The sequence below is a fragment of the Segatella bryantii genome (assembly GCF_022024215.1).
Taxonomy (GTDB): Bacteria; Bacteroidota; Bacteroidia; order Bacteroidales; family Bacteroidaceae; genus Prevotella; species Prevotella bryantii.
In genome coordinates, this window is sequence record NZ_CP091797.1 from 876,101 (window position 1) to 897,603 (window position 21,503).

The following is a 21,503-nucleotide window of genomic DNA, read 5'->3' on the forward strand; positions in this document are numbered from 1 at the left end:
TTCTTATTTACATTTACCGCCATAACTATTGCGGTTACCACTACTGCTAATACAATCACTAATGCTGTCATAATTATTATCCTTTCTACAAATCTTATGAGTAAGCCACTTGGCTACCCTTACATACCTTATAATCCCTATTTTCGAATGCAAAAGTAAGTCATTATTTTGGGAAAAACAAGAAAAAACATGTTATACAACATAAAATAAGCCATTTCTTGACCTTCATCAAACGGATTGAGGACAAAATGAAGTGATTATACGTTTTAACCTAATAAACGTATATACGCTATTCAAAATATGAAATCAAGAATCGTACTGACTACCCTTTTATTGGCCCTTGTTGTGCAACTTCAAGCACAATGGAATGTACCCACACATATCGAACCGATACAGGCTCCATTCGATATGCCTCAACTCTATCGTCCTACATTTGCTGCCTATAAAGTCAATATCCGAAAGATGGGGGCTAAAATCGGCAAGCTATCTACCAAAGCCATCCAGCGAGCTATTGATAAGGTAAGCAACCATGGCGGCGGACATGTCATCATTCCTGCAGGAAAATGGTATACAGGCCGACTTATCCTAAAAAGTCATGTAGACCTACATCTTGAAGCTGGAGCCGAACTACACTTTTCTGGTCGCATTGCAGACTATCTACCCGTGGTGGCTACACGCAATGAAGGTGTAGACCTCTATTCTTTAGGTGCCATGATTTATGCCAACGGAACTGAAAATATTGCAGTTACCGGAAAAGGTAAACTGGTTGCTCCAGATATAGACTGCGAACTCATGCAGCATACAATGCAAGGAGTCAGCGAGGAGTTGCAGCAGATGAAAATGGAAGAACGTATATTTGATGGACAGAAAAAACATACGATAGACCATCAAGAGAAAGCAGAAATATGTCTGCCTACCTTCTTTGGTCCTGTCAACAGCCGTAATGTTTTACTCGAAGGTGTTACTCTCGAACGTTCCGTATTTTGGAATATCGTACCAGTATATTGCGAGAATATCATCATAAGAGATGTAACCGTCAACAGTTTCGGACACGCTCGTACTGATGGCATCGACTTCGATTCTTCTCGCAATGGACTTGTAGAGTATACGACACTTGACTGTGGCGATGACTGTTTTACGCTTAAATCTGGCCGTGGCATGGATGGTGTCAAACGCAACCGCCCTACTGAAAATATCGTGATACGTCATTGCAAAGTAGTTAATGCTGCAGGTGGATTTACCATCGGAAGCGAGACAGCTGCCATGATTCGCAATGTCTATGTCTACGATATCGAAATGGAGCATCCTCGCTTTGCTCTCTATTTCAAGTCTCGTCGTCCTCGTGGTGGTGGTGCAGAAAATGTCTGGATGGAAAATATCCATGCCAAACAGACTAAATATACTGCCATAAAATGGGACTTGCTGGGTTCTCCTGAATATGTAGGAAAACTAGCCGAACGTTTTGCGGTAAAAGAACCGAATGCACTCACGCCTAAATTCCGCAATATTCACTTCAAAAATATCAGCATAGATCAGTGCCCTACTCTGATTAAAATGGTAGGACTTCCAGAACAGCCTATAGAACAGGTTACATATGAAAATGTAAAAGGCTCATCCATGGAAACAATTCTGCAGGATGCAGGAACTGTTTCCTTTAAATAAGACAGAGGCACAAATATAATCTTTTATTGATAAACTCGTATTTTTCAAAAAGATTATGTATTTTTGTCGCACGAACAACAAACAATTACACAAAAACATGATGAAAGTACTACTAGTTAGCGGAAGTGCCGTAAAGAACGGCAACACATTTATCGCGTTATCAGAAATAGCCAAAACCCTTGAAGCAGAAGGTATTGAGACAGAGATTGTAGAGATTGGCAACAAGCCCGTTCGTGGTTGCATTGCCTGTGGTGCCTGCGCCCAAAAAGGAAATAACCGTTGCGTATTCAACGACGATATCTGCAACAGCATTATCGAGAAAGCAGAAACAGCAGACGCTTTTGTTTTCGGTTCGCCAGTTTATTATGGTCAACCTAATGGTGCCCTTTTGGCCCTTATTCAGCGTATGCTTTATGCAGGAGGCAATGCTTTCCGCTTCAAACCCGTTGCTAATGTAGCTATTTGTCGCCGTGGTGGTGCTTCAGCTGCATTCCAGACCTTAAACATGGCGTTCGAAATGATGAATATGCCACAAGTTCCATCTCAGTACTGGAACATCGCTTATGGTCGTACTCCAGGTGAGGCTGCTCAAGATAAAGAAGGTATGCAGACCATGCGACAGCTAGGTCGTAACATGGCATGGATGCTCAAAAAATTCCATGGTGTAGAAGCTGCTGAAAAACCTGAAACTGAAACTTGGAATCCAATGAATTTTATTCGATAATCACAGTTCTTCTTAGATTCTTTTATCGAAATAAGATTCTTTCCTTCAATATATATGGGGAAGAAAACGTTAACATATTCTTCCCCATACACGTTTATACAAATTCATGTTATTAAGTTTTCTGCTTAATAACTCTGATTCATAAAATCGGTTGGCGATTTACCGTAAGTTTGCTTAAACATACGAGCAAAGGAAGAAGCATTACGGAAGCCACAAACGCGCATGACACGCGACACATTATAATGATGCTCTGCTAAAAGTCGAGCCGCTTGTTGAAGTCGTATCTTGCGAACAAGAGCATGCGGAGTGTCATTTGTCATTTCCTTCACCTTACGATACAAGTGGCCTCGACTTATGCCCACACCTTCTGACAAGGTTTCTACTGTCAATTCTGGGTTACTCATGTTATTGCTAATCACAACTAAAATATTTTCCATCAACTTCTCATCATGCGTCTGCAAGTTGATTTCTTGTATGGCTTTTCCTTCTATTTCTCTCACAGCATACTTTTTGATTACAGTATTATACTGACTGATAAGACTATGTATACGTGTACGAAGCATGATAAGCGATACCGACATACAAAAATAATCACTGGCACCTGATGCCAAACTATCTAGACGCTCCTGATCCGAAGGATGATCAGAGAGAATTATAACAGGAATATCATTGACATTAAAATTATTTCGTATACAGGTACAGAGTTGAATACCATTCATAGTTGGCAACTGGCTATTCGCTATGACCAGTGCCGGCTTATGTTCCAAAATCTGTAACATCGCTTTTTGTCCATCTTCACACACTATCACCGGATATTCTTCAGCCAACTGAACCAAACATGAAGAAGTATAGTGACTTTCATCAGCTACAATCACAATTTTTTCAGGCTGTAGCTTTACCGGTTTCTTTTCAGCCTGAGCCTCAGCCGTCACACACTCTTTCTGTGGAAACTCTTCCCGTTCCACACCAAGCATCGAAGAAAAAAATGAAATCCAAGTCATTCGCTAAGTCTATTTTATTGTATAATTCACAAAATTAACCAATAAATAGATGATAAACATAAGTAATCTATTAACTGGTCGATTTTCTCAGCAAACATGAAGAGATATGAAATATATACCAAAATCTACAACATTTAAACACATTAGCCAAGAGCAAAACTCAACTTTTCAATACCAAAAGAGTGTTTTATGAAGAATATAAACTAAATTTGCACTTGCTTGTTGAATTCGCGTTTAGTTACTTTAAGTGAGAACATACAAAAAGTAGCTATGGTATTTATTATTAAAATAGATATATAGACATATTATCATTATAAACGTATTATCTGCCTTTATGGTAAGATAAGATAAATGTATTCTATTTTTTATGAAATCATATAAAGATATAATCAAATGTGTAAAAGATTAAAGAAAATCTCGCAAAGCGCGCTAAGACGCAAAGTTATTAAGAATATAAAGCCTCTACAAAAAAAATCCGTATGTCTCCACAAAATAACGGATACTCTAAAAATCTTTGCATCCTAAAAAAGCTTTGCGTCTTTGCGTTCTTGGCGTGAGATTTTACATCAACTACTCTGTAACTTGCCTATTCGACGCAACTATGCCGGAAAAATATCTTGGACAAAAGAAATTCTCGCAAAGAGCGCAAAGACGCAAAGATATTAAAGAGTATGAAGCCTCTACAAAAAGATACGGATGTATCCACAAAATAAGAGATATTCTTAAACTCTTTGCATCCTAAAAAACTTTGCGGCTTTGCGTTCTTTGCGTGAGATTTGATACTCTTAAACTCTTCGCGCACTAAAAAAACTTGGCGCCTTTGCGCTCTTGGCGAGAATTTTTGACATAATCGGCTCTGTAAGTGGCGAATTCGTCGCAGCTGTGCTGGAAAGACTTAAATTCGCGAATTTTACGGCAGTTTACATCTGCCTGATTATCAGGAGGTTACGCAGTACCATTTTTTTCAATTGGAAAATGGGTGGCAAAACCCAAGCTCCTAGGGGTCAAAACCTTAGGGTTTACTCGATAAGACCTATGACTTTACGAGATAAACCCTAAGCTTTTACACCCTAGGAGCTTGGGTTTTGCCGGAGGTGGGCGTTAACTGCAGTCGCCAGGTAGCAAATGGGCTGACCAAAAGTTGAAAATTTTGAGCTAGATGACGATTTTTCGTGACACTGTTTTTTGTCAAATGATTTAACAAAACACCAGTGTAGAAAATCTCATGCTAAAAAATCTCACAAAGATTACATTTCTGACTGCATGCATTCGAATCCTGAACGTATGTACACTATGCACAATCATAAAGACACCATGCACACACCTCTATCTCTATCAGCATAACCAATAGATTACGAAGTATAATATTGACCATCTAAAAGTATGATGTTTACGTGATAAAAGTATAATGTTTACGTGACAAAAGTATAGTGGTTACATGATCATACTTTTATAGGGCACTTACATAGCTTTGAACAAAAAGAAGAATAAAGACACATAAATTTACTGCAAAGTAACACTTTTCGACACATAAATTCGCTGCAAAGTTACACTTTTCGACACATAAATTTACTGTAAAGCTACACTTTTCGACACATAAATTTACTGTAAAGCTACACTTTTCGACACATAAATTTACTGCAAAGCTACACTTTTCAACACATAAATTTACTGTAAAGCTACACTTTTCGACACATAAAAAATTAAATTGATAGGTATACAATCGACTAATACAACAAAAAAGAAACCGAATTCCTTCTATTCGAAGAAATCCGGTCTATATATTTTGTTTTTAAGAATTTGCTTGTAAGGCTGTCATATAACATCGACAGCTACTTTACCTTTTTTTACTTGTTAGCAGCGATATTGTTGTTTACGTTTACTGCATTTGCTGCTACTGCTACTACTACTGCTAAAACTACCATTAATGTCATCATAATTATTATCCTTTCTACATCTTTATGAGACCCCTATTGGTCTCGTTATACTTTCTTTTATTTCCTTTTTACACTGCAAAGATACGCATTGTGTACGAACACACCAAACAATTCTATGTTTTTCAGCACATTTTAGGTGTATTCTTGACATGTATCAAGGATCAATAGTTATTTCGACTTAAAAAGGGGGTGAGGATTAATCATCCTCACCCGTTTCAGCTTTCTTCATCTCTGACAATATATAATAAGCTCCATTCAAAGCAAACTGTGCATGAAGACTCTGTTTATCTATCAGTTTCAGCTCTACATAGCCGTTTTCTTCTTTCCCCGTGTTTATCTCTACTGGATGAAAAGTGTAAGAGCCCTTACCTCTACTTACCGTAAAGGCATAGGTTTTACCTGCATCAGAGACTATACCCTCTGTAGACAGGGCATACATCTTGTGCGCATCAGAGGCTATTTTTCCACAAAGATAGAGCCCCTCAACAAACTCACATTTCGGTCCTACTATCGTAGCACGCACATGAGCTGCTTTCGGACTATTGTCGAATATTCTGCCTACAGAAGTTATCTTGCCCGTAAATTTATCGCCACAGCCAGACTTCAGTTCGAAATTTACCTTCTGCCCTACTCGTATCTTGGGCAAATCTTTCTCGAATACCAACAGATCTGCATAGATATTACTAAAATTCACAATATGAAACATCGTCATCTGGTTATCGACATACTGTCCGATTTCAGCCGAAATCTCTTCTATAGTACCGGCAATCGGTGCCCGAAGGGCGATAGCTGTTACTGTTTTACCACGGACTATAGATGCCGGATGAATGCCCATCATGCGAAGTTGAGCACCTGTCGTACGAAGTTGTCCCTGAAGCAGACGATACTCTGAAAGAATCTGTTGATAATCTTTACCCGAACCAATCTTCTCACTGTAGAGTTTACGCTGACGTTCATATTCCTTACCTACATAAATAAGACGATTATAGGCGTCAAGATAGCGGTTCTGCACGTCGAGTAAATCGGGATGAGAGAGCAGTGCCAATACCTGTCCCTTGGTCACTTGCTGTCCTTCTCGTACGAGTATCTGTTTTACATTACCACCGGTATAAGGAGATACCGAAGCTTGACTTTGAGGAGCCACAGCCAACTTGCCATTGGCTTCAATCTCTCCTGAAAATTCATGGGTAGGTAAAGCACCAAAAGTTATACCCAACTTCTTCACTTGTGCATCGGTTAGGGTAACATCTGTTACTTCTGACTCGATTTCGGAAGTTTCCTCTTCTTCCACTTTATTCTCCTGATTAGATGAATTGGTACAACTTGTCCATGTCATGGCGGCAAGTGTCATATATAGAAATATTTTTTTCATTTTGATAACTTAATAATATAGCATATTCATACGGTTGCTGAAATATTCGCGATAGGTATCCCAATAGTCAAGTTGCACCTTGATACCCTCCTTTATATTTTGGATAAAGTCCATATACGAGATAGCTCCCTGTTGGTAAGATCGGATAGCGACACGTTGTAATTCATTGGCCAAGGGTAATTCCACTTCACGATAATAGTTCAGTTGCTCACTCCATTTTTCATCACTGGCCTTGAGGGTCTGCAGTTCACTTTGTAACTGCAATTGGGTTTGTTCCAGACGAGCTTGCTCGGCTTCACGCTGCAATTGCCCTGATTTAGCTTTTGCACCCCGAGTTTTGCTAAATAGCGGCAGGCTCACCCCTACTTCATACTGCCAGTAACCCGACTTATCTCCTATTTTTTGGGCGCCACCCTGTACATACAGTTTAGGCAGAAACTCTGCTCTTTCAGCTTTCATCTGCTGCTCAGCAAGCCTTACTTTCTCACGAGCCAGACTCACACTGGGGTGCTCTGCTAATCGAGCATTACTTTCATCTGGCAGAATGAGTTCTTTCGGACAATAGGAAGCCTTTTCACCTAACCAACGGTTTAGATTTTGCAGCGCTATCTTCTCATTCATCAGCGCCTGTCGCATCGCCAACCTATTTTGAGAAGTCTGCTGGTGAGCACTGATATATTCCAGTTGAGAAGTTGCCCCTGTTTCATATCTCCATTTAGCTGCCTTTTCGAAGTCACTATATATCGAATCCAGATGCATATATACCTGTGTACGATGGTGTGCCACCAATGCATGAATATAGTCAATACCCACCTGGCGCATGATCTCACGCTCCAACACTTGCTCTTCAGCTTCAGCCACCTTGACCTGTTGCTGTAGGAAACTTTTCTTGGCTCCAATACTAAAGATATCGAAATTTTGTCGCAGAGCAATAAGCGTGTAAGTTGCTTCGTTACCTTTACCGATTTCTTCACCCCCTGTAGAGAGTTCGGTTTCACCCAGATCGAAAGCTGATGGTGTAAGCGCCTGCTGACTCTGCGTATGGAGTCTAGCAGCTCGCATCGACGGATAATTTTTAAGAGCAATGTCTTGAGCCTCTTTCAGTCCGATGCTTTGGATACTGAGCCTATTTTTATCCAAGGTCTGAGCAGATAATCCGAGGCCAGCAACGAAGAAGCCCCCCAAGAAGACGATAGCCTTCAATATTATCTTATGATATGTTAATACAGAATACTTCATATTTTTTTGTTTTTACCGACTTTTTCTTCGAGTGTATATAATATAGGAACAATGACCAGTGTGAGAACAGTAGCCGTCAAGAGTCCACCGATAACAACGGTTGCTAATGGGCGCTGCACCTCTGCTCCTGCAGATCCGGAAATGGCCATAGGTAAGAATCCGAGCATAGCAGCTGTAGCCGTGATTAGGATAGGTCGTAATCGCTCACGAGTACCCTGAATAACGCGCTGGCGAATATCGCTCATACCTTCTTTTTGCAAAGTGTTGAAACGGTTGATCAAAACCAATCCGTTAAGCACTGCTACACCAAAGAGTACAATAAAGCCAACACCAGCCGAGATACTAAACGGCATACCTCTTAAAGCCAAGGCCAAAATGCCACCGATAGTAGCGAGTGGTACCGCTATATAGATCATGAGAGCTTGCTTCACTGATTTTAGGGCAAAATAAAGCAATACAAAAATGAGCAGTAGGGCTATCGGCATCACAATAGTCATACGATCGCGTGCATCCTGAAGATTTTGGAATTCACCTCCGTAAGTAATATGATAGCCAATAGGCAACTTCAACTGTCGGTCTATCTTATGTCGTATTTCGTCTACAAGCGACTGTACGTCTCGACCACGCACATTCACCCCCACATAGATGCGTCTCGAAGCTTTGTCACGGCTAATCTGCATAGGTCCAGGCTCATAACTGATATCAGCAACTTCTTTCAGAGGAATGAGCGATCCATTGGGCAGGTCAACATACAGATTCTTAATATCCTCGATGCTCTTGCGTTCTTTCTGATCCAGACGAATCACCATGTCAAATCGCTTTTCGCCTTCAAAAATAACTCCAGCTTTGGCTCCAGCAAAAGCTGCACTTACATAGTTGTTAAGTTTGTCAATGTCAAGTCCATAACGGGCGATACGTTGTCTATCGTATTTCACTGTGATCTGTGGCAAACCGGCTGTTCGTTCTAGAGCGACATCTTCAGCACCATCTATCTTTGAAACAATATTAACAATCTTTTCGCCAATAATATTCAGCGTATCGAGATCATCGCCATATACCTTCACTGCTATATCTTCACGCACACCAGTAAGGAGTTCATTAAATCGCAAAGCCACTGGCTGTGAGAAAGAATAGTTCAATCCTGGAAGGGTATTTAACTTCTCAAGCATTTTCTTGATTAGTTCTTCTTTTGTCTTGGCATTTTTCCACTTACTTTTATCCTTTTCGAGTATCACAAATGAGTCGGTATAGTCGAATCCCATCGGGTCGGTCGGGATATCAGCAACACCAATACGGGCACAGATTGTCTTGATTTCTGGGAAATGCTTTAACAACAGACGCTCCACTTCCTCCTCACGCTTAATGGTTTCTTCAAGCGAACTACCAGGACGGAGAAATGTCTGCATAGCGATATCACCTTCATCAAGCTCTGGAATAAATTCACCTCCCATCCGACTAAAGATAAAGCCTGATAGCGTAAAGAGGGCAATAGCTATACCTAACACGAAGCGATTATGCGAAAGCGAAAAATGAAGTACAGGTTCATATATACGCTGTATACGAAGCATTATACACTCACTGCAATGTTTCAAACTATTCTCCATACGCACAATACTGTTGCGAGAATGCCCCACCGGTCTGAGCAAGAGACTACTAGCCACTGGTACATAGGTAAGACAGAGTATTAGAGCTCCGAGCACTGCAAAAGCGAAAGTGTACGCCATAGGCTGAAACATCTTGCCACTTACACCTGTAAGAAATAATATTGGGGTAAAGACGATAAGGATAATAAGTTGTCCGAAAAAGGCAGACCCCATCATTGTGGAAGCCGATTCATAACTAATATGGTCCATATATTTAGAATCGACTTTTTCACCGTGATGATGTACAAGATGGTCTATCTTGTGTACAATACCTTCCACAATAATCACCGCACCGTCTACGATGATACCGAAGTCGATAGCACCCAAACTCATCAGATTAGCCGAGACATGAAAAATGCGCATCAAAATAAATGCAAACAACAGGGCCAGTGGAATTACTGATGCCGTAATGATACCACCTCGTACACTACCCAACAACAGTACAAGTACAAAGATAACAATAAGTGCACCCTCTATAAGATTTTGAGCAATGGTACTGGTAGTACGCTCTATCAAGTTGCTACGATCAAGAAACGGTTTTATCTGAATATCAGCTGGCAAACTCTTCTGAACTTCCTCGATACGGGCCTTAACAGCCTTGACTACCTGATCAGAATTAGCATCCTTAAGCATCAAGATCATACCACCTACAGCCTCGTGTCCGTTTTGGGTAAACGCGCCATAGCGAACCTGATGCCCGAAACGAACATCCTCAGCTACATCACTAATAAGCACAGGTACACCTTCCTCATTTTTTACAACGATATTTTTGATATCATCAATCGATTTCACGAGTCCTTCGCCACGTATGAAACTCGCCATGTGGTCTTTCTCGATATAGGCGCCACCAGTATTCACATTATTTTTAGAGAGAGCTTCAAATACCTCTTGCATCGATACATGACGAGAATTTAACTGTTCTGAACTAAGGGCAATTTCATACTGTTTGATACTACCACCAAACGAGTTGACATCTACCACTCCAGGAATCATAGCAAGTTGTCGCTTAATCACCCAATCTTGCATTGTACGCAACTCTTGAGGGGAATATTTTGCGGTATCTTTAGGTACAAGGGTATATTGATATATCTCGCCCAAACCGGTGGTAATCGGTCCCATTTCTGGTTTACCGAACCCTTCTGGTATCTGTTCTTCTACTTCATCGAGTTTCTCCTTCACCAACTGTCTTGGTCGATAAGTACCCATGTCTTCGCGAAAGACAACCGTTACCACAGACAGACCAAAACGGGATACAGATCGGATATCCTCTACACCCGGCAGATTACTCATAGCAAGCTCTACAGGATACGTTACAAATTGCTCGATATCAAGCGTTGACAGATTAGGTGATGACGTAATCACCTGCACCTGATTATCTGTAATATCAGGCGTTGAATCCACATGAATGGTACGCATGCTGTATAGGCCGCCACCGATGATAGCAACCAATAAGAGCAGTACCATAAACTTGTGGTTTATGGAAAAATGAATGATTTTAGTAATCATATTTACTGCTAAAAAAGTATTTCAAATAGTTTTTATCGTATATTCACGCACATGCTATCACATGTACATTCTACAATTAAAACTATAACGGAGGAGCCCGTAAAGAATGGAAGCCCCGTGTATGGGGAGAATGGTAAAAAGTTGATACTTCTGCATATGCCACTCGGACTGCAGGCTGCATCAAGGCTTTCCGTGATAAAGTTCGGAAAAAGGCATAAAGGGGAACAAAACGCACTGAAACATGTGTCTGTCTCGACACAGAATCATCGGCCTGAATAGTAAGCATATGCTTGATGCAACTCGAATCATGCTCTGCCTTATGATCAGCATGTTCCACCTCTATACATATCTCATCATCATGATGGTGATGAGGTATCACTGTGGTTAGCAACATCAAAAAAGTTGCCAACACCAGATGGTATATATAGAGAGCCTTTTTCATTTTTCGATTGCAAAGATATCATTTTCTTTTTGCAACTCGGTTGCAAAAGGCAAAATAGATGATAATAATCATATATCTTCTACTTTATTCTCTAAAATATTTGGACAGAAGAAAATATATATATAATTTTGGAAAAAAATATAAGAACTGTCTATTCGTCTTCCGATTAAACTTTATATACAGCAAATTACTCGGACTTAATAATTATAAACCAAGATGAAATCGATTATACGAACTATTTTACTGATGCTCTGCCTTTTATGCAGTACATCGTGCGACAAGTTAGAAGATTCGGGGGCCATTAATGATGCCCTACCCGGACTTTGGATACTTGATTACGAGTTGCTCAACAATGATACATCGATAGAAGTAGCCTACCGCTACATCGAATTTGACGAAAATGGCAAAGTTACTTTGAAGGGTGACAACACAGAGGCTACGGGAACCTATCGAGCTGGTGATGCAGCCATCTTTATCACCTATCAAGAGAGTGATGGATCTGAACGTAAACTGGTATGGACTATTCTATCTTTTTCAAATGAACAGCTCATAGCCGAAAGCGAGATTACAGCAGACAACGGAAACACTTATGATGCCGTAGTGACACTAACCAAATAATCTACAGCTCTTTTTCCTAAAAAATAGGCACTTGTTATTTGTGATTATTGATGTAATCAATTATAAAAAGTGTAACTATATCGATAACCAATAAGCTATAATTGAATATTTTTGCTTGTCTACATTTTGCTATCATTTCCGGTTCATCTCTTAGCCTATCGTATTCGTTAAAAATTTCTCTATATCTCTCATTTCGGAATAATACTATATATTTGAATATCATACATAAAATTACACATACCAAGATTGATACTTTATTTAAGAACCTCGGTATGTTAAAGAATAGATGCATAAAATAATCTATTCCATTTATAAATACTAAAGATAACCCACTAATAATTCCGAAAGCATATATAATCGAAGATTCACTGGTTTCTAAATGTCTTCTGTAGTAGCGATATATTACATAATGTATGATATAATAAAATTCCATCATTTGTTATATTTTTATATTATTTGTTCCAAATATCTAAGTCATTATACTCCTTTGCTACCATTGAAATGAAATGCGCTTTCATACAATACATTAAATTCCATCCGTATTTTATTTATTCATGATTATTAAGTTTACCAAAACAGTAAATGTATTTTACGATAGTTATCTGCTTCAAAGGTACTACACATAGCAATATGTTGTTCTTTTTGATTAGATATTTTCACCTATATAACATAAATTATACTCTATTAATATATAATGACTGATTCATATATTTGTTTTCGTACTGTAACTACTCAGCATAGTTAAAAGTGCATACCTCATTGCTATCCTATAATGCAAGGATGGAGAAATATGTTAAAGAAACCAATTTTTTAAAACAAGATTTTTTGTTTAATATTTTTTTGTTATATTCGCAAAAAAAATAGAAACTTTAGTAAACGATTAATGACTATGAAAAAGAAACTATTATTTTTTGTATTTCTTCTTGTTAGTTTACAAGGAAAAGCACAACAGACCATAACATGGGACAGCGATATCGACTCTGTTACACTTGCGTACCCTATTATATTTGTTGATGGTGTTGAAATTGGTGATGAAGATATGGCTAAAATAGATACAGCTGATGTTGTTTCTATAAATATATTGAAAGATGGACCAATCTATGACTTAGTAGCACCTCGCACGGGAAAAATAGTTATGGTAAAAACGAAATCTAAAATTTTTCTAAAGCAGTGGCTACTGAGAAAGCAGTTCATAGATGATATGTATAAAAGAAAACAAGAGAAAATACATCAGAAGGGAATTGTTATAAGGTAAACCATCTGTCAACCCTGTATCCGTCAAGGGTATATTGTTATACCTTTGGCGGTTACCCATGCTCTCTAACTAAGCCTTGATTCTTCCTTGTTGCAATCATAATGTCAATGTGAGGAAAGTGTGACAATTTAGTTCTTATTTGTTGTGTTAAATTACATAAATCTATCGTTTAAAAAGTTAATTAAAAAAAGGGTAAACTTATTTTTTTTGCATAGTTGTTTATTTTTATTACTTTTGGTTTGATATTTGATTTTAAGTAATCTAATGATATAGAGTAAATTTTAATTATCTTTCTTTAATACTTGATATACATGTTAGCGAAGCGTTTTCTGATTATATATTTATTGTCATTACTACTATTTAGTTGCAATTCTGATCATTCATATGACACTTTGGAAGAAGTGGAAACGTTGTTGGATCGTGACGAACTTGATTCGGCTTCTATTACATTAAACCTTGTTTTGAGTGTTGATAGAGATGAAGATAGGGCATTATATAACCTGTTGAAGACAAGAATTGATTATCTTCAAAACAAGGATATTAAGAATGACAGTATGATTAATTACAGTATAGCTTATTATGACAAAATAAAGGACAATAAAAGATTAGCAGATTCGTATTATTATAAAGGTTGTATTTATATTGTTAACGAGAAATATAACATTGCCCTTGAGAACTATAAAAAAGCAGAACTATTGTCTCGTGATATTAACAATCTTTCTTTAAGACATAAAATTCTTGAAGGATTGGCTTATATTAATGAATCAATGGGGGCAAATAAAATTGCAATTTGTTATTCCAAGGAAACCCTTAAGTTGTCTAAGGAATGTAAGAATTTCAATTGGATAGCTTATGCACTGGGAAGTTTAGCAGTCGAATACTATAATATCGGCAGAAAAGACAGTATGAAATATTATCTAGACCAAAACGAGCCTATGCTTAAATATATACCATTAGCTGATCAAGCCTTGTTTTTGGCAAATATTGGTTCTTTTTATCTTAATATTGACCCTCATCTTTCAGAGATGTATTATAATAGGTCTCTAAAACTTAAAAAGAATGCGCCTGCTTATGTTGGCTTATCTAACGTCTATCAAGATGATATGGCAAAGTCGATTAGTCTTCTTAAAAAGGCATATCCTTTGGCTGAATCTAGTGAGAAGATAAAAGTTCTGCAAAGTATCGCTTCTCGACTCAATGATCGAGGGTATTCTTCTGATGCTTATTATTATATGTGTCAGGCTTTAAGTAAAAGTGATTCTATCAATCAGAAAATACAGAGCGATAATATTAGAAACGTTCAATCATATTATGATCTTGTATTTTTAAAGATAAAGTATAGAAGAATTATTCAATTAATTATTATTCTGTTTGTCGTATGTGTTCTAGTATTAATTATATTGTTAGTATATCGAAAATACAAATATAACAAGAATCAGAAACAACTTATGCATGATCAATTATTAATCAGCATGTATAATCAACAAATAGAAGCCTTAAATGCTAATGATAGTGAGAGCCAAAAGACAATTACTATTCTGAAACATAAAATCGATAGTATTCAAAACGATAATAAAACAGTCCTATACAAAGGAAAACAGTTGTATGAGTCTATGAAGAATGAAAACTTTACTGTCGTAAAATGGGGACATAATGAGTTTGTTTGGTTTATTGAGTATTATAAATTGATAGATCTTTTCTATGTAAATCATCTTGAGACAGACTACTCAGGTCTTACGGTAAAGAACCAGTTTTTTCAAATATTATATCATATGGGTAAGAGTGATAAGGAGGTGCAATATATTATGGGAATAAGTCCTAGTACAGTTAGATCCAATAAATCTCGAATAAAATCAAAGAAATATAAAGTTGCAGAGTAGCTATTTGAAACATAAATTTTGAAAAGCTCGAATAATCTTTTTGATAAGTTCATTTGGTAATATATTTTTGTAATGGTTGAGAAACTTAGTACGATTTGGTATGGATTGTTTTTTTATATTAGTAATTTTGATTATATAAATGAATATTAGATGTAGCTTCTTATACAGTATTGAGTAAAATATTTACTAATCTTAACCACTTAATATAAAAATATCAGGTCACTTTTGAGGAACGTCTTTATTAATATTGTAATTTTATTGTTCGTATATTTTTAATTAGAGCAAAATATTTTTTTACTTATAGTAATTATTACCTTTTCACTTTTGTAGCGCTTAAATTAAGTCCGATGCATTTTTGCAACAATCTTGTAAGTTGTTGAATATTAGTTATATATGTTTTTTGTGGAATGCAACATGGTAAATGAAATATTTAAATAATTTCTTGCTTTTAGAGAAAGTTACAATTATTTTTGCAATGTCATCATAACGATAATAAAACCAATTTCAACTTAATTTATGAAGCTTAAATCATTATTAATTATTATATGTGCAATGTTTAGCATGAGTACATTCGAAGCTAATGCAGAAGGTAATCAACCAGACAACAATGTAGTAATTGTCAAGTTGCCTTGGGTCAAGAGAACTCCCAAACGTCAGCAGCCTATAGTACTATCTTATGATTATATCACTAAGAAGGCGAATTTGCACATAATTACTTCATTAAACAATGTTGTTGTTGTCCAATATAAAGATGGTTCACTGTATGATGTAGTCTCTTTGGGTGATGTCGATAGTGCTGATTATCAGTTCAATTTGTCTGATATTGGAACTTATGGATTTGAAGTATATTCTTCTTCAGAAATAGTTTTTCAAGATATTTTAGAGGTAGAAGACTAAGATGCAAAAAGAAGCCTTTACCTGGAATTAGTCAACTGATTACTATATATCGAGTCAACTTGGACTGGAAGATTTCTAAATGGAACAGCAGTGGTAAACAATTTAGGTTGTAAAGTAAAAAACAAGTCCGTGTTTAAATAATGAAATTTTCATATATAATTGACTTCATAAAGGAATTCTTTATGAATGTACATATTGATGGCATCATGCTAACTGGTAGCAGGGCAACTGAAAAATATACAGAAGATTCTGATACTGATTTAGTCATTGTTTCAAAAGATGTTGCAAGACAAACATCAGAAAATTTATTTTATGACAACAAGAAGTTTCATATTATTCTAATACCATTAAATAAGATAGCTTCTGTTATTTTTTCAGATATTTTAAATAGTGAATTCCTCTTTTATCATATGTTCAAAACAAGCATTATTATTTATGATCCAAAGGGGATTTTGGAACATATTAAAACTACGTTAGATAAGAGAGATATATCCTTTGATAATTCTAGTTTACTAATTTTTAGAAGTCAGATAACAGATGCTCTTGAATATATAGAAAAATCAAATGAAACACCTTTATTCACAATTTCTTTTATCATTTCTCTATTGGGTAAATATTACTATCAAAATAAGTATGGAAATGGTAAATATGAAGATAAATCTGCAATAAAACAGCCTTTTTACTATAAGAAATTATATAGTATTTTGCAAAGTTATCTTAATAGCAAGAATAAAATAGATTTTATTGAAGAAATAGATAAAATGCTTGTTCCTTTAGGTGGAAGATTGAAAAGTAGTTCAACAATAAAGTCTACTTTACTTCCCATAAATAAGGATAATTTATTAATATACATACCAGAAGTGCATCCATTCAAGACGAAGAACATAGATGTTAAGGAAATGTACAATATATTTAAATCTTATACATGTGAAATCTTTTATATAGGACAGGCTCAGTTTATGCCAAGAGGGTTATATTTCCGGGTGTCTAACAATTCTGATGATGCAGATTTCTACAAAGTTATTCAGAAATCTATAATTTCCTTAAGAAAGAGACTTAAACATCATATTTGTTTTCCATTTCAGTCTTTTTATAGCGAAGTGTGCTTTTGGGGAAATCAAAATTGTAGCTCAGAACTTCAAATTATTTTTTCAGAACTTTCTGACTATATCGTGAAAGAAAATAATAATGATATAATTTTATTAATATCGTATACCTTTACATATAATCTGCTTTTATTATTTCCTCAAAAAGATTTTGTTGAAGAGTTTATTATGCGACTTTTACCTGAAGTAACAGATACTTTTGGATTATACAATGTATCCCAAATAGTAGATCGAAAAGAAACTATCATTTGTGATATGAGAAATAAGTATAAATCATCGAAGTCAAGATTAAAAAGCTTGGTCGTTAATAATAATGACATTTTTTTAAAGCAAAAAGCATCAGAATTAAATCAAGTTATAGAAAAATACAAAGATTGTGAATTATTTAATAGTTTTTCTTTCTCAAACCCTTTACATGCATTAAGATTTAATGTTTTAAACCATGTACTAGGTATTTATGGGTTGGAATCTGTTGAAAAATTATATATAGTATATAATACTTTCAATTTAATCAAATAGAATGGCATTATTTAATAAATTTCCATATACACATCAGTTAGAAAGCAAAGACTGTGGTCCTTCTTGCCTACAATTAATTTGCAAATTTTATGGTCAATTCTTTGAACTTGAATTTCTACGGGAAATTTGCGGTATAAAAAAAGCAGGTGTATCTGTTTATGATTTAATTAAAGCTGCAGAAAAACTAAATTTGAGAAGTTCTGCTTTCAAATTATCCTTTTGGAAGTTTCGTAATCAAGTACCTCTACCATGTATTGTTCATTGGAAAGGACATCACTTTGTTGTTGTCTATAAAATAACGGATAAACACATTTATGTTTCAGATCCACAGGAAGGGCTTAAGAGATACAACTTAACAGAATTTGCATCAGCATGGCTGGCAAATGTCGAACCAGAACCTGGAAAAAAAACGAAAAAGGGCATCTGTATTGCTGTTGAGCCAACAAATAAGTTCAACAGCGTTGGGAGTACTATAAAATCAAATTCATCAACTTTAGATGTCGCAAAATTCATGTGGGATTACATGAAACTTGATAAAAGAAGCATATTTAAGGTATTTTTACTAACGTTAGTAGTTACTGTCATCAGTGTCTTCTTTCCGATAATAACCCAAAATATTATTGATGTAGGAATTCCTACCAAAGATTATGATTTCATAACTCTTTTAATGGTGTCAAGTCTAGTCCTTACATTTAGCAATTCTTTAAGTTTATGGATAAAACAGTTGATGAGCACTCATTTTGGAGCAAAAATTAAATTGTCTATGCAAGCAGATTATATATCAAAGATGTTTAAACTTCCTCTAAATTTCTTTGAAACACGCTTGATGGGTGATATAATACAAAGGAATAATGATTATGATAGACTAGAAGCATTTATAATGTCTACAGGCTTTGAATTTGTTTTGGCCTTTTTTCAGCTGATTATTTTTGGGATAATACTGGCATATTATAATTTTACGATTTTTATCGTATTTCTCGCTTCTAGCTTAATATATATTATGTGGATCCTATTTTTCTGGTCGATAAGAAAAAAAATGGATATTAGATATTTTGGAAATATTTCCAAGAATCAAAGTGAATGGATAGAGATGCTTTCAAATATGTCAGACATCAAGAGTTACAATTATGGAAATTTTAAGCGTTGGCAATGGGAGAAAATCCAAATAAAATTGTTCAAGACAAGAATCAAGATGCTAAATGCAGACCAGATGCAGAATATGGGCTCTTCATTAATTAATTCTATTAAAAAATTATTATTAATATACATTGGAGCTATGTTCGTTTCCAAAGGACAGATGACAATGGGTATGCTTATTGCAATTCAGTACATACTAGGTCAGTTGGTAACACCAACAGAAAGCCTAATTCAATTTATCGTAAATATTCAGCTAGCAAATATCAGCTATATGCGTGTGTTTGAAATACTTAGTAAAAAATCTGAAGATGAATTAATGCCAAAAGTTGATAATCCAAAGCTAATCGATTTTGATAATGATATCATTTTGGATCATTTATATTATAAGTATGGTGCCAATGATGATTATGTGCTAAAAAATATTAACTGTATATTGCCAAGAGGAAAACTTATAGCGATTGTAGGAGAAAGTGGATGCGGAAAATCAACGTTACTCAAACTCGTATCAGGTTTATATATGCCATGTAATGGTAAGATAAAAATCGGCTCATTAAATCTTAGTTCAATACCGGTTAATGAATGGAGAAGTCGAATTGGTGTTCTAACCCAAGATAGCCAGTTATTAAATGAATCGATACTTGATAATATCGTTTTTGGCCGAGATTTTAATGCAGAAGAGGTTAAAAAAGTAACCATGATGGCAAACGTTCTTAAGGATATAGAGAGCAGGCCTATGGGCTTCGAAACTTATATAAGCGAAAATGGTAAAGGTGTTAGCGAAGGACAGAAACAGAGATTGCTTTTAGCTAGAGCTCTTTATGGTAGTCCACAGTTTTTATTTTTGGATGAATTAACTAGTTCACTTGATTCTAATAATGAATTCTCTGTCATATCCTCTATCAAGCAGTTATCAAAACATCCAACAACCCTGTTAGTAGCTCATAGGATATCGTCAGTAAAAGCAGCTGACTATATTATCGTTATTAAGGATGGTATGATAAAGGAAACAGGTTCCTATTCCAATCTTTTCAAAAAAGGTACATATTTTTATGAACTTTTCAAAAATCAAGAATTTGCACAACAGTACACCAATATCGAACAAAAATCACAGTCTAAAAACACTTCAAAAGAGGCCTTGAAAGAATTGATTTTACAAATGAACATGTATAAAGAAATGAAAAGAAATGAATAGTGAAAATTTACATACAGAGGAATTTTATGACGTTGCTAGAAGAATACCGGAATCCTATACAACATATGCCATATATGGCATCACCATTTTTATTCTTTTAATTTTGACATTAAGTTTTATTATTGAAATTCCAGAAACAGTAATGGCAGAAGTAAAAGTAACTTCTGTAAATCCTCCTATAACGCTCAAAGCAGAATCAAATGGAAAAATCATGTTGCTAAGTAATGACAGAAAAAAACGATGTAAGAAAGGGGAATATCTAGCAGTTCTTGAGAATTCAGCTAACTATAAAGATGTGTTATATCTTAATAAGTGGCTCGCTCAGCATAACATATGGGAGAATAAAAATGATATTTTAGAATTGCTGGAAAGACCATTATTATTAGGTGATATAGAGCATTCGTTTTACACCTTTAAACTGGCCTATATTAAATATCATCTTTTATTAAGTAATAAAAATGACTATGAACATTCTGCCAATATATTGGGAAGTGAACTCATAAAGAATTATCAGACATTAACAAATAGAAAAAAATTATTAGAGTCATATAAGGAAGAGAAAAGAATCAAAGCTAAATATGTGAAGCAGGATTCAATTCTTTATCGACAACATGCCATCACTAAAGATGACATGGATAAAAGTATTCTTGATTATATGAATACACAGAACAAGATAGTTTCGCTTGAGAATGAGATTACTACAGCAGAACTGAATATTACGCAGGGAGGGGCTAAGATTAATCAAGTAGACGACCAATATTATTCAGCAAAAAATGATGCAAAGATTCAATTAAGTGAAAGTTATCATAGTTTGATAATTCAGATTAAGAACTGGGAAAAGTTATATGCCTTTATTGCTCCTGGAAATTGCGTCATTGAATTGGCAAATATTATTTCCAACGGATCATTTATTACTGTCGGAGAGCCTGTATTCAATGTAATTTATGAGAATAGCAAATTCTACGGAACAGCTATGCTTCCAGCTGAGGGGGCAGGTGATGTAAGGTTAGGAGACTCTGTAAATATAAAAATGGCCCTTTATCCTTATCAAGAGTATGGATCATTAAGGGGGTGTGTCAAAGATATTTCTCTTAACTCTATAGACAAAAGTTATCTAGTGTATATCGATCTTCCATTTGGGTTAGTAAGTGATAATGGTATACGTTTGTCTTTTGCTGAAACAATGTATGGACAAGCAGACATAATTACGCAAAAGAAAAAGTTGATATTAAAATTATTCAATCGGCTTAAGGGGGCTACGTCTGCCAGTAGAATAAAAGAGGAACAGCGTGTTAATGAAAAGCAAAAAAATGATAGTCAGCAAGAAAGTTGCGGACAATTGAATAATGATAGAAAAAACATTAACTTTTAAA

At 35.6% G+C, this 21,503-nt stretch carries 14 protein-coding genes; 9 read left to right on the forward strand and 5 right to left on the reverse strand.

The features are described 5' to 3' along the window. Positions 1–300: 300 nt before the first annotated feature. A complete protein-coding gene (locus tag L6471_RS03310) occupies positions 301–1,662 on the forward strand; it encodes a glycoside hydrolase family 28 protein (protein WP_237796829.1) in 1,362 nt (453 codons plus the stop codon). A 100-nt stretch (positions 1,663–1,762) separates the two neighbouring features. Continuing rightward, positions 1,763–2,386 carry a flavodoxin family protein gene (locus L6471_RS03315; protein ID WP_027453963.1) on the forward strand — a complete coding sequence of 208 codons (624 nt, stop codon included), beginning with the start codon at positions 1,763–1,765 and terminating at the stop codon, positions 2,384–2,386. Positions 2,387–2,511: 125 nt separating this feature from the next. Here L6471_RS03315 and L6471_RS03320 read toward each other — a convergent pair whose 3' ends face one another. The 5 genes from L6471_RS03320 to L6471_RS14240 form a co-directional block, all read right to left on the reverse strand. Beyond that, complete coding sequence (locus tag L6471_RS03320) at positions 2,512–3,387, reverse strand: helix-turn-helix domain-containing protein (protein ID WP_237796830.1); 876 nt, start codon at positions 3,385–3,387, stop codon at positions 2,512–2,514. 2,133 nt (positions 3,388–5,520) lie between these two features. Further along, the gene (locus L6471_RS03325) at positions 5,521–6,696 is read right to left on the reverse strand and encodes an efflux RND transporter periplasmic adaptor subunit (RefSeq protein ID WP_237796831.1); all 1,176 of its coding nucleotides are present in this window, start codon (positions 6,694–6,696) and stop codon (positions 5,521–5,523) included. Positions 6,697–6,705: 9 nt separating this feature from the next. Then, positions 6,706–7,935: a TolC family protein gene (locus tag L6471_RS03330; protein WP_081657122.1), complete on the reverse strand. Its 1,230-nt coding sequence runs from the start codon at positions 7,933–7,935 to the stop codon at positions 6,706–6,708. Next, a complete protein-coding gene (locus L6471_RS03335) occupies positions 7,932–11,084 on the reverse strand; it encodes an efflux RND transporter permease subunit (protein WP_237796832.1) in 3,153 nt (1,050 codons plus the stop codon). The genes L6471_RS03330 and L6471_RS03335 overlap by 4 nt, the downstream gene beginning before the upstream one ends. Before the next feature lie 82 nt (positions 11,085–11,166). Beyond that, complete coding sequence (locus L6471_RS14240) at positions 11,167–11,526, reverse strand: DUF6769 family protein (RefSeq protein WP_027453957.1); 360 nt, start codon at positions 11,524–11,526, stop codon at positions 11,167–11,169. Positions 11,527–11,742: 216 nt separating this feature from the next. Between L6471_RS14240 and L6471_RS03340 the strand changes: the two genes are divergently transcribed. The 7 genes from L6471_RS03340 (at position 11,743) to L6471_RS03370 (ending at position 21,502) form a co-directional block, all read left to right on the forward strand. Beyond that, positions 11,743–12,144, forward strand: coding sequence for a hypothetical protein (locus tag L6471_RS03340; protein WP_237796833.1), 402 nt, complete (start codon positions 11,743–11,745; stop codon positions 12,142–12,144). An 889-nt stretch (positions 12,145–13,033) separates the two neighbouring features. After that, on the forward strand, positions 13,034–13,399 hold the full coding sequence (locus L6471_RS03345; RefSeq protein ID WP_237796834.1) for a hypothetical protein: 366 nt from the start codon (positions 13,034–13,036) through the stop codon (positions 13,397–13,399). 311 nt (positions 13,400–13,710) lie between these two features. Beyond that, on the forward strand, positions 13,711–15,279 hold the full coding sequence (locus tag L6471_RS03350) for a helix-turn-helix domain-containing protein (RefSeq protein ID WP_237796835.1): 1,569 nt from the start codon (positions 13,711–13,713) through the stop codon (positions 15,277–15,279). Positions 15,280–15,840: 561 nt separating this feature from the next. Continuing rightward, positions 15,841–16,176 carry a hypothetical protein gene (locus L6471_RS03355; RefSeq protein ID WP_237796836.1) on the forward strand — a complete coding sequence of 112 codons (336 nt, stop codon included), beginning with the start codon at positions 15,841–15,843 and terminating at the stop codon, positions 16,174–16,176. Between the two features lie 182 nt (positions 16,177–16,358). Beyond that, positions 16,359–17,801, forward strand: a complete 1,443-nt coding sequence (locus L6471_RS03360) for a nucleotidyltransferase domain-containing protein (RefSeq protein ID WP_237796837.1) — start codon at positions 16,359–16,361, stop codon at positions 17,799–17,801. A gap of 1 nt (position 17,802) precedes the next feature. Beyond that, positions 17,803–20,130 (forward strand): peptidase domain-containing ABC transporter, encoded by a 2,328-nt coding sequence (locus L6471_RS03365; RefSeq protein ID WP_237796838.1) that lies wholly within the window; start codon positions 17,803–17,805, stop codon positions 20,128–20,130. After that, a complete protein-coding gene (locus tag L6471_RS03370) occupies positions 20,123–21,502 on the forward strand; it encodes an HlyD family secretion protein (RefSeq protein WP_074614186.1) in 1,380 nt (459 codons plus the stop codon). The genes L6471_RS03365 and L6471_RS03370 overlap by 8 nt, the downstream gene beginning before the upstream one ends. Position 21,503: the final 1 nt, after the last annotated feature.

Bases quoted from the DNA above. Each gene is read 5' to 3' on its own strand.
- L6471_RS03310 (WP_237796829.1), top strand. From the start codon at position 301: ATGAAATCAAGAATCGTACTGACTACCCTTTTATTGGCCCTTGTTGTG.
- L6471_RS03315 (WP_027453963.1), top strand. From the start codon at position 1,763: ATGAAAGTACTACTAGTTAGCGGAAGTGCCGTAAAGAACGGCAACACA.
- L6471_RS03320 (WP_237796830.1), bottom strand. From the start codon at position 3,387: ATGACTTGGATTTCATTTTTTTCTTCGATGCTTGGTGTGGAACGGGAA.
- L6471_RS03325 (WP_237796831.1), bottom strand. From the start codon at position 6,696: ATGAAAAAAATATTTCTATATATGACACTTGCCGCCATGACATGGACA.
- L6471_RS03330 (WP_081657122.1), bottom strand. From the start codon at position 7,935: ATGAAGTATTCTGTATTAACATATCATAAGATAATATTGAAGGCTATC.
- L6471_RS03335 (WP_237796832.1), bottom strand. From the start codon at position 11,084: ATGATTACTAAAATCATTCATTTTTCCATAAACCACAAGTTTATGGTA.
- L6471_RS14240 (WP_027453957.1), bottom strand. From the start codon at position 11,526: ATGAAAAAGGCTCTCTATATATACCATCTGGTGTTGGCAACTTTTTTG.
- L6471_RS03340 (WP_237796833.1), top strand. From the start codon at position 11,743: ATGAAATCGATTATACGAACTATTTTACTGATGCTCTGCCTTTTATGC.
- L6471_RS03345 (WP_237796834.1), top strand. From the start codon at position 13,034: ATGAAAAAGAAACTATTATTTTTTGTATTTCTTCTTGTTAGTTTACAA.
- L6471_RS03350 (WP_237796835.1), top strand. From the start codon at position 13,711: ATGTTAGCGAAGCGTTTTCTGATTATATATTTATTGTCATTACTACTA.
- L6471_RS03355 (WP_237796836.1), top strand. From the start codon at position 15,841: ATGAGTACATTCGAAGCTAATGCAGAAGGTAATCAACCAGACAACAAT.
- L6471_RS03360 (WP_237796837.1), top strand. From the start codon at position 16,359: ATGAATGTACATATTGATGGCATCATGCTAACTGGTAGCAGGGCAACT.
- L6471_RS03365 (WP_237796838.1), top strand. From the start codon at position 17,803: ATGGCATTATTTAATAAATTTCCATATACACATCAGTTAGAAAGCAAA.
- L6471_RS03370 (WP_074614186.1), top strand. From the start codon at position 20,123: ATGAATAGTGAAAATTTACATACAGAGGAATTTTATGACGTTGCTAGA.